13 protein-coding genes are annotated in these 14761 nt (G+C 60.9%); 8 read left to right on the top strand and 5 right to left on the bottom strand.

What is annotated here, in order from left to right:
- Positions 1-38: 38 nt before the first annotated feature.
- From lepB to recO, 6 genes are all read left to right on the top strand, one after another.
- Complete coding sequence (gene lepB / locus RTCIAT899_RS05770; protein WP_015339298.1) at positions 39-785, top strand: signal peptidase I; 747 nt, start codon at positions 39-41, stop codon at positions 783-785.
- Entirely contained in the window at positions 782-1501 is a 720-nt protein-coding gene (rnc, locus tag RTCIAT899_RS05775; protein ID WP_015339299.1) for a ribonuclease III, read from the top strand. The genes lepB and rnc overlap by 4 nt, the downstream gene beginning before the upstream one ends.
- Before the next feature lie 20 nt (positions 1502-1521).
- Positions 1522-2466, top strand: coding sequence for a GTPase Era (era, locus tag RTCIAT899_RS05780; protein ID WP_015339300.1), 945 nt, complete (start codon positions 1522-1524; stop codon positions 2464-2466).
- An 85-nt stretch (positions 2467-2551) separates the two neighbouring features.
- On the top strand, positions 2552-3307 hold the full coding sequence (locus RTCIAT899_RS05785; protein ID WP_015339301.1) for a Crp/Fnr family transcriptional regulator: 756 nt from the start codon (positions 2552-2554) through the stop codon (positions 3305-3307).
- Positions 3308-3526: 219 nt separating this feature from the next.
- Positions 3527-4009, top strand: coding sequence for a response regulator (locus tag RTCIAT899_RS05790; protein ID WP_244441441.1), 483 nt, complete (start codon positions 3527-3529; stop codon positions 4007-4009).
- A 58-nt stretch (positions 4010-4067) separates the two neighbouring features.
- Positions 4068-4835, top strand: coding sequence for a DNA repair protein RecO (gene recO, locus RTCIAT899_RS05795; protein WP_015339303.1), 768 nt, complete (start codon positions 4068-4070; stop codon positions 4833-4835).
- 69 nt (positions 4836-4904) lie between these two features.
- Here recO and RTCIAT899_RS05800 read toward each other — a convergent pair whose 3' ends face one another.
- The 5 genes from RTCIAT899_RS05800 to RTCIAT899_RS05820 form a co-directional block, all read right to left on the bottom strand.
- Positions 4905-5585, bottom strand: a complete 681-nt coding sequence (locus RTCIAT899_RS05800; protein WP_015339304.1) for a peroxiredoxin-like family protein — start codon at positions 5583-5585, stop codon at positions 4905-4907.
- Positions 5586-5656: 71 nt separating this feature from the next.
- Positions 5657-8902: an adenylate/guanylate cyclase domain-containing protein gene (locus RTCIAT899_RS05805; RefSeq protein ID WP_015339305.1), complete on the bottom strand. Its 3246-nt coding sequence runs from the start codon at positions 8900-8902 to the stop codon at positions 5657-5659.
- Between the two features lie 122 nt (positions 8903-9024).
- Positions 9025-9873 (bottom strand): MOSC domain-containing protein, encoded by an 849-nt coding sequence (locus RTCIAT899_RS05810; protein WP_015339306.1) that lies wholly within the window; start codon positions 9871-9873, stop codon positions 9025-9027.
- Between the two features lie 9 nt (positions 9874-9882).
- Positions 9883-10536, bottom strand: coding sequence for an HD domain-containing protein (locus RTCIAT899_RS05815; RefSeq protein WP_015339307.1), 654 nt, complete (start codon positions 10534-10536; stop codon positions 9883-9885).
- A gap of 70 nt (positions 10537-10606) precedes the next feature.
- Positions 10607-13351, bottom strand: coding sequence for a DUF2339 domain-containing protein (locus RTCIAT899_RS05820; protein WP_041677838.1), 2745 nt, complete (start codon positions 13349-13351; stop codon positions 10607-10609).
- A 295-nt stretch (positions 13352-13646) separates the two neighbouring features.
- On the opposite strand from RTCIAT899_RS05820, the gene RTCIAT899_RS05825 reads away from it, so the two are divergent.
- Positions 13647-13985, top strand: coding sequence for a hypothetical protein (locus tag RTCIAT899_RS05825; RefSeq protein WP_015339309.1), 339 nt, complete (start codon positions 13647-13649; stop codon positions 13983-13985).
- Positions 13986-14134: 149 nt separating this feature from the next.
- Complete coding sequence (locus RTCIAT899_RS05830) at positions 14135-14647, top strand: superoxide dismutase family protein (RefSeq protein ID WP_015339310.1); 513 nt, start codon at positions 14135-14137, stop codon at positions 14645-14647.
- Positions 14648-14761 lie beyond the last annotated feature (114 nt).

Here is a 14761-nt window from a genome sequence, read left to right on the forward strand (position 1 = left end):
AAGTGCGCCGGTGGGGTGCGAAAAAGGAACAAGACTGCGTGTCCGAGAAAGCCGTAAAACAGCAGAACGCCCTGTGGGAGAACATTAAAGTCATCGTTCAGGCGCTTGTCCTGGCCATGATCATCCGCACGGTTCTCTTTCAGCCATTCACCATTCCGTCCGGCTCGATGATGCCGACGCTTCTTGTCGGGGACTATATCTTCGTCAACAAGTTCGCCTACGGCTACTCCAAGTACTCGCTGCCGTTCTCGCCCGATCTGTTCAGCGGCCGCATTTTGGGCAGCGAGCCGAAGCGTGGCGATGTTGTGGTCTTCCGCTTCCCGCCGAATCCTGATGTCGACTACATCAAGCGCGTGATCGGCCTGCCGGGCGACCGCATCCAGGTCAAGAACGACATTCTCTATATCAACGGCCAGGCCGTTCCGCGCGAGCCGCATGGCACCTTCTCGTCCGACTACAGCCAGGAGCCGGGTGACCATATCGCCGTCTACAGCGAACGTCTGCCCGATACCGGCAAGGTCTTCGACACGCTGGACCTTTCACCGAATTCGCGTGGCGACAACACCCAGGAATATGTCGTTCCCCCGGCCCATTACTTCATGATGGGCGATAATCGCGACAATTCCGACGACAGCCGTTTCGATGTCGGCTATGTCCCCGCCGAGAACCTGATCGGCCGTGCCAGCGTCATTTTCTTCTCGCTGGGTCACGACACCTCGTTCCGTGAAATCTGGAAATGGCCGACCAATATGCGTTGGGACCGTATTTTCAAGGTTGTCGAATGACGAAGGCACAGACGCTCTCCCAGGCGGATCGTGCCAGGCTTGAGGTCGTTATCGGCCACGAATTCGCCGAGAAGGAGCGTCTCGACCGCGCGCTGACCCATGCCAGCGCGCGTACGCACAAGACGGGCAACTACGAGCGGCTGGAATTTCTCGGCGACCGTGTTCTCGGCCTCTGTATCGCGGAATTGCTTTTCAAGACCTTCGGTGCGGCGACGGAAGGCGAGCTTTCGGTTCGCCTCAACCAACTCGTGAGTGCCGAAACCTGTGCCGAAGTTGCCGACGAGATGGAGCTGCATCTCTATATCCGCACCGGCGCCGACGTGAAGAAGCTGACGGGTAAGCGGATGCTCAACGTGCGCGCCGATGTCGTCGAAAGCCTGATTGCAGCACTCTACCTGGACGGCGGGCTTGAAGTCGCCCGCGCCTTCATCCTACGCTTCTGGGAGCCTCGCGCCATCCGGCCGGAGGGCGCAAGGCGCGACGCCAAGACGGAGTTGCAGGAGTGGGCGCATGCGAAATTCGGCGTCACCCCGGTCTACAGGGTTGATGATCGCAGCGGACCGGATCATGATCCTCGCTTTACGGTGACGGTGGAAGTCAAGGGAACGGCGCCTGAAACGGGAATAGAACGTTCCAAGCGTGCGGCCGAACAGATGGCGGCGACACGGATTCTGGAGCGCGAAGGTATTTGGCAGCCTCAGTTGACTGAGAAGTGACTGCCGGGGAATAGTGGAAAATGACCAATCAGCAGGACATGCCCGCCGAAGACGGCGCGGTTGAACATATCGGCCCGACGCATTCGGGCTTCGTTGCCCTTATCGGCCCCACCAATGCCGGTAAGTCGACGCTCGTCAACCGGCTCGTCGGCGCAAAGGTCTCGATCGTCAGCCACAAGGTGCAGACGACGCGCGCCATCGTGCGCGGCATCGCCATTCATAACAACGCGCAGATCGTCTTCATGGACACGCCGGGCATCTTCAAGCCGCGTCGCCGTCTTGATCGCGCCATGGTGACGTCCGCCTGGGGTGGCGCCAAGGATGCCGATCTCATCATGCTGCTGATCGACAGCGAGCGTGGTCTGCGCGGCGATGCCGAAGCCATCCTGGAAGGGCTGAAGGATGTTTCCCAGCCGAAGATCCTCGTCTTGAACAAGATCGACCGCGTTCGCCGTGAAGACCTCCTGGCGCTTGCCGCCGCCGCCAACGAGAAGATCGCCTTCGAACAGACCTTCATGATCTCGGCGGAAAACGGCTCCGGCTGTGACGACGTCATGGATTATCTGGCGAAGACCCTGCCGGAAGGTCCCTGGTATTATCCGGAAGATCAGATTTCCGACCTGCCGATGCGCCAGCTTGCCGCCGAAATCACCCGCGAAAAGCTGTTTCTGCGTCTGCATCAGGAGCTTCCCTATTCCTCGCATGTCGAGACGGAAAAGTGGGAAGAGCGCAAGGACGGCTCCGTGCGCATCGAACAGGTGATCTACGTCGAGCGCGAAAGCCAGAAGAAGATTGCTCTCGGCAAGGGCGGCGAAGCGATCAAATCGATCTCGACCGCATCACGCAAGGAACTCTCCGCGATCCTGGAGCAGCCCGTGCACCTCTTCCTCTTCGTGAAGGTCCGTGAAAACTGGGGAGACGACCCCGAGCGTTTCCGGGAAATGGGGCTCGACTTCCCGCATTGACGAGAGTTTGCGTTCCTGCAACGCTTAATATTACAGTGGCTTATTGGGCATATTCTGTTTGCCGCTGTAACTTGAGGGGTGTTTCATGGCGAAGGCAGCAGCGACGGTGCATGGACGACGCACGCCCTGCCAGCAATGTCCGCTGAGATCACTGCCGCATTTCCGGGAATTCGATCGCGACGAGCTGAATTTCATCAGCGGCTTCAAGAAGGGTGAGCTTCTTGTCGATGCCGGTGCCACGATCTTCCTCGAAGGCGCGCATAGCGCTCACCTTTTCACCATCCTCTCCGGCTGGGGTTTTCGATACAAGACGCTGGAGGATGGCCGCCGCCAGATTCTGAACTACGTGATGCCCGGCGATCTTATCGGATTGCAGGGGTCGATCATGGGGGAGATGCAGCATTCGACGGAAGCGCTCTCGCCAGTATCGCTCTGTGTTTTCGAGCGCACGGAGTTGATGACGCTCTATAATTCTCATGCCTCGCTGGCCTATGATCTGACCTGGATCGCATCGCGTGAGGAGCGGATTCTCGATGAGCATCTGCTGAGCATTGGCCGCCGCTCCGCGATGGAGCGGGCCGCTTATCTCATTGCATATCTGCACCAGCGCGCCAGCACTCTGCGCCTTTTCAACGGCAGCAAGGTTATCCCCATCACGCAGCAGCATGTCGCCGATACACTCGGCCTTTCCGTCGTCCATACCAATAAGACTTTGAAAAAGCTGGCGGCCCGAGGGTTGCTCCTTTGGCAGGAGAGGGGCTGCGAGGTTCTGGATGGGAAGGGGCTTGCAGAACTTGCGGGCTGGGACGGTTTTGATTCGGGCAAGCGCCCCTTCATCTAGGCACTGCCTTTTTAGCAAACGCATGTCTTTTTTAAATGCCGGCAATAACTGTATCAGCATAGATTACTGTTATCGTCACTTTTCTACCAGTTTCACCTTTTACTAACCCCGGCGACAAAAGCGATTGGAGCGTGGTGACGAGCCCATAGTACCGCAGTGCAAAAAGTGCGAAGCGGGGTTGGAGGCAAAGTCATGTCACAAGAGACTGAGCCAAGGCGGATGGGGCAAACCATCCATTCAATACGGGCCGATGATTGGCGCCGGAGGGATAGATGCGGGACTTTTTACGGGCTGCGCCAACTGGCGCATACGTGCAGGGATGGCGCTGATATGACGTTTCAGCGCGTGCTTATATTGGAAGATAATCTCATTATTGCAATGGAGACTGAGGAAATCCTTCGTCTTGTAGGTATCCAGCAGATTGAGATTGCTTCGAATCTGGAACAGGCGGTCAACGCGATTCATTCCGAACATTATGATTTTGCGATGCTTGACGTGAATCTCGGGGAGTCGACGAGCTTCGGCTTTGCCAGATTGCTGATGGAACGCGGCATTTCCTTCGGCTTCGTCAGCGGTTATTCCGATACGCTCGATTTTCCGGCCGATCTGCGGCATGTGCCGCTTTTGAACAAGCCCTTCGACGAGCAATCCATGCGTCTCTTTGTCGAGGCCCTGGCCGGCGGCTCCTCTCTTGCCATGTGACAGCCGCGGCCGTTTGCCCTAAACTCGAATCGCGGAAATTTTTCGGGGCAGCCGGCCGATGCAATGGCAGGACCATGCGATCATTCTGGGTGTCAAACGTCTCGGCGAGACCAGTGTCGTCGCTGAGGTGATGACGCGTGGCCGCGGCCGCCATATGGGGCTGGTGCGATCCGGCCGCTCGCGTGCCATGCAGCCGGTGCTGCAGGCCGGCAATCTCGTCGAGGTCACGTGGCGGGCCAGGCTGCATGAGCATCTCGGCGAGTTTCGCATGGAGCCGGTCACGCTCAGGGCCGCGCGGCTGATGGAGACCGCGACCGCCGTCTATGGCGTGCAGGCAATGGCCGCATTGCTGCGGCTCTTGCCGGAGCGTGATCCGCATCCGCATCTCTACGATGCGCTCGATGTCATTCTGGAAAACCTCCAGAATCCCGCCGATGCCGGTGAACTCTTCGTGCGCTTTGAACTTGCCGTGTTGAACGATCTAGGCTTCGGCCTCGACTTGACCGAATGCGCGGCAACCGGCGTGCGCGAGGATTTGGCTTTCGTTTCGCCGAAGAGCGGGCGGGCCGTCTGCCGCGCGGCCGGCATGCCCTGGGCGGACAAGATGCTGGCACTGCCGCCGTTTCTATCGACGGGAGCCGTGGTTGCCGCCGATATGGAGAGCCTTGCGGCGGCCTTCCGCTTGACCGGCTTCTTCCTGCATCGCCATGTCTACGAACCGCGCGGCATAGAGATCGCCGCTGCGCGCGAGGGCTTTATTCAGGCCGCGATGAAGGCGCTGCATGCGGTGTCGCCGGAGCGGCCGGCCATTGCAGCCAAGAGATAGAACACGCCCACAAAGTGCACGGCAAAGGGGCACGCTCGCGGCGTGGTCGGAGGTGAAAGACCGCTCGCTTCAAACAGCCATATTCGACGCCGCCGACATCACTTCCCGCGGTGCGGGAATGCCGAACATATGACGACCGGCCTCTTCAGCTTCGGTGAAACACCAGCGGATGACGCCATCCCGATCAAGCAGGAATTCGCCGACGAGCTGGCCTTCGCCGGTGGCAATCATCTGCTTGTCGTCCTGCGTGAATTCATATCCGTCTGCCTTGTCGAGGAATTCTGTCGCTGCCATCGGATCCATCGGCTCGGGAAGTTCGCCCGGCATGTCGATACGCATCGACCGCACGGCGCTGATGCCGACCTTGCGCGGCCAGTCGGTCTCATCTTCGGTGAACTGGACATTCGGCAGGCCGAAGGCCTTGTGCGATACCCGCTCCGGATCAGAAGCGGCCAACAGATTGGGAAGCGGATGAAACCGGAAATAGAGCCGGGCGCGTTCGATTGGCGTGTTGACGACGGTCAGGCTATCGATGCCTTTCTCCTGCAAAGCGCCTGAGAGTTCGGACATGGCGGCGATCTGCCGGCGGCAGAAGGGACAATGCAGCCCGCGGAACAATCCGACGAGCACGGGCTTTTGACCACGAAAATCGTCGATTGCGATCTTGCCCTGGCGAGTAATCGCGTCCAGCACGACATTCGGCGCACGATCTCCCGGCTGCAATGGTCTTTCGCTGTGGTTCTCCTGCATGTTTCGTTCCTCCCTTTGTGTGCTTTAATAAAGTCTCCTGACAATTGCCGACGACCGTCATGGCAGGGCGGTCAGTCGAGAAACGGCAATACGACGAGTGTTCCTGGATCGAGGTTGTGGCGCATGCACACATCCTGTGCCAGCGTGAAAAACCGCTCCGCTTCGGCCAGGTCGTCATGTTCAAGGCTCAGTGTCGCCAAGCCATCATAGCATGGAAAGAGCAATTGAGGTTCATCGATCTCCTTCGCGACCTCAAGAGCTTCCTCGTAATACTTGCGGGCCAGCTTCGGCTGCCCGTGGCATTGATGGATCTGCCCAAGGACGATCAGGGGCACGGAAAGGTGGTCACGCTGATCGAGCGCCTGGTCGATTTCCACCGCCTTCTCCGCTGCCGGCACGCCCTCGACGGCGCAGCGGTCGGTGAAGGTGCAGCAGGAAACGGCAAGGTTGGCGAGAAGGCGCGCCTGGAAGCCGAGATCGCCGATGCGGGTCGCGACCTCCAGCCCCTGCCGGCAGATCTTGATGGCGTGAGCCGGATCGACGATGGTGTAGAGCACGCCGAGGTTGGAATAGGCGCGACAGGCAGCACTTTGCAGATCGGCCTTTTCGGCGACGGTGAGGCTGCGCTCCACTTCCTGCACGGCATCGCGGCGGCGGCCGAGCCGCGCAAGTGCCACGCCCTTGGTGTTCAGCGCCTCCGCCATGGCGCGGGCCGCCTCCCGTCCTGCCTCGGTCGTTCCGTCGATGGGCAGCATCTCCAGCCGCTGCAGGGCCTGCGTCGCCCATTCAGCGGCTGCGGCCTGGTCGCCCATGCGGAAGGCCAGATGGCCGCGCTCCTGTAAGAGATGCGCGTGCTCGACCGGCGCGTCGACCATCGCGATCATCGCTTCGGCCTCGGCGCAATGCGCTTCCGCCTGATCGCGGCGCCCGGCGTCCAGATGCAGCCGGCCGATCTTGCGCAATATCCTCGCTGCCGCCATCCGATCGTCTCCGGTACGATGGATTGCCAGCGCTCGTTGATAATGATCTAACGCCGCGTCGCGGCGACCGGCAGGGCCGTAGAGATCAGCAAGACGCTCCAGGAGCGCCGATTGTTCTGGTGTTACCTTCGGTTCGTTTGCGAAGGTGGCGAGTGCCTGGCGATAAAGGCGCATCGCGTCGTCATTGGCATAGGTCTTGCGCGCCAGATCGCCCGCGGCCATCAGATAGGCGGCACCTTTTGCCTTCTCTGTCGTCAGGCTGAAATGATGGCCGAGCTGCGCCAGATGCTCGGGCCGGTCCGGCGTCGAGCCATATTGGCGCTCCAGAGCCCGGCCGATCCGGTGATGCAGCTCCATGCGCCGCTGCAGCAGGAGATTATGGTAGATGACGTCATGCAACAGCGATTGGCTGAAACGATAGGTGGGCGAGGCCCCGGCATCCGGCCCACGCAATTCTTCGATGATATCGGCATCGCAGAGATAATCCAACGCAGCATCGATGGCTGCCGGGTCGGTTGCGATGGTGTGGAGCAGGGCGGTGTCGAATTTCGGGCCGACCACCGCCGCCTCCTGCGCCAACCGTCTGATCTCTTGCGGCAGGCGATCGACACGGGCAAGCAGCAGGGTCTGCAGATTGACCGGAATATCGACATCCGTGTCTTCGGCCGCAATTCGCCAGCGCTGACCGTCATTCTGTAGTCTGCCCATATCGATCAATCCCCGAAGGATTTCCTCAATAAAGAGCGGATTGCCGCCGGCTCGATCAAGGATGCGCTGACACATCGCAACCGGCAGCCTGCCATGGCTCTCGCCGAAAAAGGCGGCGAGCAGCTTCCGCCCGTCGGCGGCGGCGAGTGGGCCGAGACGCTGCACTGTGACGCTGACCCGATTGGAATCCAGCGGGTCGATCTGCGACGTCGGCCGGTAGATCGCCAGCAGCATGAGCCGGCTGCGTTCCAGCCGATCCATCATGAAGCGAAGCACTTCCAGCGAAGCGGCATCGGCCCAATGCAGATCCTCGATGACCAGCAGTAAAGGTCCTTGCGCCAGCCGCCGCTCGAAGACGGTGCGGACCGCATAGAAGATCTGGCGGCGCAATTGTTCCGGCTCGATATGGCGCAACGCTCCGCCGGGGTCACCCAGGCCGAGAACATGCAGGAAAAGCGGCAGAAGCCCGTCTATATCCTCCTGCGTGAGATCGAGCGCGCGGAATCCCGTCGCCAGCAATTGTCGCATCCTGTCAAGATTGTCGCGCTCGCCGATGCCGTAGGCGCTGCGCACCACCGCGGCAAGCGTCCCATAGGATTGTTCGCCGAGAGGCGAGCAGGTCGCCTTGCGGATGGCGAGGCCCGGAAAGCGGGCCGTGTCGCCGGCAATGCCGATGAACTCGTTGACCAGCCGCGACTTGCCGATACCCGCTTCGCCGATGAGGCGGACAAGCTGCGCCGCACCCCCGCGGGCAAGGTCGAGGCAGGTCAAAAGCCGCGACAATTCCGCATCCCGCCCGATCATCGGTGCCTGAAGGCCGAAACTTTCGAGCCCGCGCGCCGCATGCGGCGCCTCCAGCGGTCCCGTCAGCCGATGGACAAGCACATTGCCGCTTTTGCCGCGTAAGGCTTGGGCACCGAGGCTGTCGAAGGCGAAGGCATGGCGGGTGAGGCGACAGGTCAGCGGTCCGACGAGGATGTCGTTTTCGCCGGCCATGGATTGCAGCCGTTGGGCTGTGTTCACCGTGTCGCCTGTCACGGAATAGGATTTGGTGCTGACGGCACCGAAGCCGCCGGTGACGACGGGACCGCTGTTGATGCCGATATGCAGCCGCAGTGGGACGCCGGCACGCGATTGCCAGCGCTCGCCGACCTGCGTCGCCCGCTCGATCATGTCGAGTGCTGCATTCAGTGCCCGCACCGGATCGTCTTCATGGGCAACCGGCGCACCGAACAGGGCCAGCAGCGCGTCGCCGACGAACTTGTCGACGAAGCCGCCATAGGCCTCGACTGCCTGGGTCATCTCCTCGAACAATTCGTTCTGCAGCATCCGCATGACTTCGGGATCGATCTGCTCGCTCAATGTCGTGAAGCCGCAGAGGTCCGCAAAAAGTACGGTCACCGGCCGCCGGTCGGCATCATCCTCGGATTTTGCAGGCGCAGTCTTGATGGCCGGCTTGGCTACGGATTGGGCCTTGTCGGCAGTCGCAGCGCCGCATCGGGGGCAGAAGGCAAAGTCAGGCTGGCAGGGATAGCCGCACGCGGCACACGAAATAGGTTGCCTTGCCCCGCATCGCGGACAGAAAGCAAAGCCGCTCTGAATATCGAAACCGCAGCCGGCGCACTCCATCGGACGCACCTCGTGCAAGCCCGCACGCCACGACTATCTTAGCCGCAACCGACGGGTTCAAAACGAACCATAAGCATGCGCCTGCTGCTTTGGGTTCGCAAGCCAAACAATCGGCGGAACGACTATCGCCGCTTGAGCGCCCAGCCCTCCGGCCGTTCCTCAAGCACCGTCACAGCATCGCCGATCTTCACCGAGCCTTCACCGCGCGGCACGGCATTCCAGCCGAAGAGCGGGCCGGGGACGCGGCGGTCGGCCGACATGCGGATGCGGCCCATGGCGGGCATTGGATTGGGCACATCGCGCGAGCCGGTCTGCTGGTCCTGCGTCGTCATGATGCAACGAGAGCAAGGCTTGACGAGATCGAGGCGAATGCCGCCGATCTCGATTGCCGCCCAGCGATCTTCCGGCCACTCCTCGTCAATATCGATGACTATATTCGGGCGGAAGCGCTCCATGCCGACCGCGCCTTCGCCGTGATTGGCGAGATCGGCGTTAAGCGCTTTCAGCGAGCCGGTGGTGGTGACCAGAATCTGGTAGCCATCGGAAAACGTAACAGGCGCGTCCTCGCCCGCCCATTCCGGGCTGGCGATGCGCTTCGCGAGCCTGTCGAAGAAGACCATTTTGACTTCGCGGCCCATCCATGCCGACAGCGCCTTGTTGGTGTCCTCATCCGCGACGGACGCGTTGACGGCTGATTTCCAGACGACGATGTCCATGCGGTTGTCGGGGTGTGGCGGCGGGACGATGATGTCGGGTTTGTCCTCCATCTTCAGGCGCAGATGGGAAGGCGCCGGCTGGATGTCGATCCGGGCCAGTGCCTGCAATTCGCGTTGGGTGATGAAGTTGCCCGAGGGATCGACCAGCATGGCGCGGCGGTCGCCGGCGAGACCGAAAGCATCGACGGCGGCCGACGGAATGGCGATGCCGCGGGCGCTCTTGAGGGGATAGATGAAAAGATCGCTGACGCGCATGGGTGGCCCTCAGATTTCGTCAATGAACATTGCCAGCACGGTTTTCAGCCGGTCGTGTCGTGCTCCGGCAAACCTGGCTCCGGTCTCGGTCTGGAATCCATCAGCCAGTTTGAACAGCTTTGTCTCGAAATGGTCAATGGCGAAGCGCTTGTCGTCAAGCGGCCGCTCTGTCGCAAGCGGATCGAAGGGGTCGTAGAGACCGGAGCCGAGACGCCCGGCAATATAGAAACAACGCGCAGCGCCCACCATGCCGATCGCATCCAGCCGGTCGGCATCCTGCAGGATCTTCGCTTCGAGTGTTTCCGGCGACAGGTTGGCGGAGAAACTATGTGTGGTGATCGCATGCGCAGCAGCGGCAATGTCGTCGTCTGCCCAGCCGAGCTGCTGCAGAATGCCCGAAGCTTTCTCGGCCGCAAGCCGCGAGGCCTGCGCGCGCTGCGGCGAATTCTTTTCGACGGCGACGCAATCATGCAGCAGCACGGCCGCGGCGAGAATGCGCGCATTGCCGCCTTCTTCGGCCTGGATGGCCATGGCATTGCGGAAGACGCGCAGGATATGGGCAATATCGTGCGAACCGTCATCGCCATCCGCGGCGTGGGGAATGAGATCCGCAGCCAGCGCTTCGAACGGGGCAAAGGCTCGCGTCATCTTGTCAGTATTCATTGTTGCGTTTGCTCCGGAATGATCAGTCGGCAGGTTCTTTCCTCCTACCGGGCGAATGGATTCGCCGCAATCATTCCGTCGCCTTCTTACGCGTCAGGATCTTTTGGTAGAACAGGCCGATACCGATCAGCACTGCGCCGAGGCCGATGAAGGAGAGGGCGCGCAGGAAGCCTTCGAGATTCGCCATGTCGATGAGGAAGGCCTTGACGACGGCGATGAAGACGAGCACCGCCGAGGCGATGCGCAGGCTCCGGGCCTCGAAGCGGGCGCCGAGCCCGAGAAGTGCGATGCCGATCAGCAGCCAAACGACGGAATAGGAATAGAGCTCGCCCTGGATGAAGCCGTTCCAGAAGGGAATGTACTCGCCCTGCCAGAAGCGACGCACAGACAATGTCGCCCATGCAAAGGCCATCACGGCCGCCGCGACAGCCAGCATTGCGACATAGGGGAGAGGACGCCGGTTGCGGGCAAAGAGCGCCAATCCGCCATAGGCGGCAGCGGGCAGAAGATAGGCAAGCAGCAGCAGATTGAAGAGTGGGATGCGACCCGTGCTCTCGCCTGTCATGAACGGGTTCAGTCCCAGCAGATGCAGCGTGAGGATCATTGCGACCGAAATGACGCCGAGGGCCATGCCGCCATAGCGGAAGACAGGGCTCGCGGCGCTGAGATCGAGCGCCATCAGCGTTGCGGAAGCACCGATTGCCAACAGCGTATAGATCGACTGTTCCCCGAGCGTTGGAGCCGCATCGTTCAGAACGCCGCCGTTCATGGCATGGCGTACGAGTATGGCGATCATTAGCAGTACGAGGAAGCAGGCGAGCGCCTGCAAAGCGTTGCGCAGTCGCAGGCTTGGCGAATGACGCGTGATGAACGCCGCAAGGACGGCAAGGGCGGCCGGAATGCCGTAGCCGGCAAGCAGCATGTTGAAGACCGGTGTCGTGCCGAGCTCCGAGGGATCGACGATCGTCGGTTGCCAGGCGATGCGCCCCATAGTGATGACAAGCGCGGCAACCATGGTCCATGGCAGAACGGGCCAATTGCGCAGGCGCCCGGCCAGCAGATAGGCGATGCCGAGAACCGGCAGCAGGATCGTCGCGGAGGCATGATGCGCAAGCGTATGCAGGGCGAAGACTGCCGCGGCAAACGAGCCGGCCGCGAGGATGTTCGTCGGCAGCTTCAACCCTTCTCCGTCGCTACGATCCTGCCATTCCGCAAGTCCGATGAGAACCAGCGCCAGTCCGATGCCGTACAGCCCATGCAGCCAGTCGAGTGTCCAGTTGCCGAAGTTGACGAAGCTGATCGTCGCGATCGCCAGCGGCGTGGCGGCCATGACAAGGCTCCAGAGAGCGGCATATGGCTTCTCCGCCTCGGCGAAGCGCCGGAGGAAGAAGGCGCCGATCAGTACGAAGAGGGCGCCGAGGCCGAGGACCTCATGGAGCACCGTGCTCTGCAGGCTGGCGGTTCCATCCGCCGTGGATTCGATCCCGGCGATCCAGTTGGTCAGAATGCCGGACGTGCCGACGATGGCGACGAGCGCGGACAGGATCGTTGCCCAGGCTGCATGCAGGCGGCCGGCGCCGAAGGCCGCAACCGCTGCGACGATCGCCGCAAACATGAACGTCGCATCGACAATGGGATAACCATATCGAAGGCCGAAGCTGACGATGCAGAGTGATACCGTGAGCGCACCGATCGCGGCCGTCAGCGTCATGCCGAGGGGTTGTCGGGCGAGAAATGCCGCCCATTCCATACCGGAGCTTACTCGCTGAGGCGCCTCTTCGGCTGGTGCCGTTGTTGCGTCTTCTTTCACTGCTTCCGAGACTGCATAGCGTCCCGGCCACAAGAAGATGGTGCCGCCGATCATGGCCAGCATGGAAAGCGTGACCGGCGCGAGATCGACGACCGGGCTGAAGGTAATGTAGAGCAGCGGCCAGAGGCTCAGAAGCCCATTTGCTAGGGATGGCGCGATCAGCCAGCGACGCAGGCGCGACGCCAAAAGGGTCGCAAGCCAGGTCAGAACGAGATAGCCGAAGAGTATCCAGGGCCGTGGCGCGGTGGAAGCGACGAGGGCAGGGGTCGCCATCGACGCCAGCAGGCCGAGGCCAGCAAGCGCCTGCCCGTGCAGCAGCGATAGTCCGAGCGTGGCAAGCGAGATCAGCGCGAGAAGAATGAAGGCGGTTGCGGGGCCGATGAATTCGTAGATGGCATGCGCCGCATAGGTCGAGCCGAACAGGGCGACGACACCGGCTGCCGTCAAGACGCCAGGGATCATCGCATTCTGAAAGGCGCTGTTCGGAACCGGCGCGGCGCGGCGGCGGATCACTTCGCCCGCGGCAATCAGGACAAGGCCGAAGAGTGCCGCAAGAGCCAGACGCACGCCGGGGCTGAGAAGGCCGCTTTCGATCGAATATTTCACCATGAAGATGCCGCCGAGTGCCAAGGCGATGCCGCCGACCCAGACCGCCCAACGTGCGCCGATGGTGCTTTCCAGGCTTTCCTTCGGTGGGGTGGAGGTCTGGCTCGCAAGAGGAGCGTCTTCTTCCTGGCCCGCATCCGCAATGTTGCGTGCGGCGAGAGCGGGCGCCTCGATTTCGGGCGTGGAAGTATCTTCGATCGCGACTTTCGGTTCGTCGTCCATGGGTTGCGCGACGGCATAAGCCGCCGGAATCGATTCGCCCGTATCCGGCGTCAGCACCTTGCCCTCGAGAGCGTTTTGCAGCTCCTGAACGCGTGCCTCAAGCTGCTTTATCCGTAGGTTGTGGCCCCGCAATACCACGACACCGACAATCAGGATGACGAGCGGCAACAATTCCATCATGTCCCCTCCATGGGCAATCCGTCGCACCATATACGAAACTGTTCACCGAGTAAGGCTGGATAGCCGGATTTGCCTATGATTCCAGGGGATTATGCCGCGTCGCCAGACAAGGCATCACAAAACCAATATTAGAAAATCTGGATTTAACGCTCGGGAACTATGGTTAATACTCATTAACAATTTGTCTTTACCGGCAGCGCGAAGCAGCTTAATACCCACTTCATAGTTTAGCTCTGAATGTATTGAGTACAAACGACGTCGCATGAGGCGGCTCCTACCCTAGGAGGTTTGTATGTCCCATGTTTCTTCCATATCCAATAGCTCCTATCCGTATCGTGGCACGCTCTCGCGCCTTGATGCGAATGACGACGGTCTTTTGAGCGAAGGCGAGCGCGCGGCGGCCGAGCGCCCCGGCATTCTCGAAGCCGACGACCCCGGTGCTGCAGCCGATGGTTCCAGCAGCGCTTTGGGTAATCTGATCGCCAAGCTCATTCAATTGCCGGGCGCCGACGCTGCCTCTACGGCAAAGTCGCCGGAATCCAATGCCGTCTACGATCTTAATCTGCTGTCGCCGATGGATGCCTACAACAGTACCTACGGCCAATATGACGCCGATAGCGTAGCGGCCTGATACGTACTTTCATCCAATGAGAGGGCGGCCTGCCGGCACACTGGCAAGCTGCCTTATCATTTTGATGTAGGATCATTTTTTCCAGTTACCGGAACCGTCATGCCTGCCATGCGTTGGGCAACAGCCACGCAGAACAGGGAGGGTGTTCCATGAAGCGGATAATGATCGTTGCAATTCTCGCTCTTGCCGCAGCCGCGCCCGCGGCAGCACAAACCCAAAGTCAAAATACCGCTACTGCCGATTTTGTCGGCCTCGACGGTAAGCAGGCCGGTCGGGCGACGTTGACTGAAGGTAAAAAGGGCGTGCTCATCGAATTGGAAGTGTCCGGCATGCCCGCCAATCGCTGGGTCGCCTTCCATATCCATGAGAATAGCCGGTGCGAGCATACGCACGGCTTCGAGTCCGCCGGCGGGCATTTCAATCCCACAAAGGCGGAACACGGCTTTCTGGCCGCCAGCGGGCCGCATGCGGGCGATATGCCCAACCAGTATGTCGATCAGGATGGCAAGCTGCGCGCCCAGGTCTTCAACGGCATGGTATCGCTGAACGGCAAAGACGGCATTCGCGGCCGCACGCTGATGATCCATGCGGAGTCCGACGATTACCGCAGCCAGCCTGTGGGCGGTGCCGGCAAGCGTCTGGCATGTGCCGTTATTCAATAGGAGGCCGGCGGCCAGGCAAGCGAGGGTGAGCCCCGCTATTGACGCGATCGGTGTCCGGCAGTGATTGTTCTGCCGATGGCGTGCCTGCTGGCGATGATTTTATGGCCGTCGATG

Source organism: Rhizobium tropici CIAT 899, assembly GCF_000330885.1.
Classification (GTDB): Bacteria; Pseudomonadota; Alphaproteobacteria; order Rhizobiales; family Rhizobiaceae; genus Rhizobium; species Rhizobium tropici.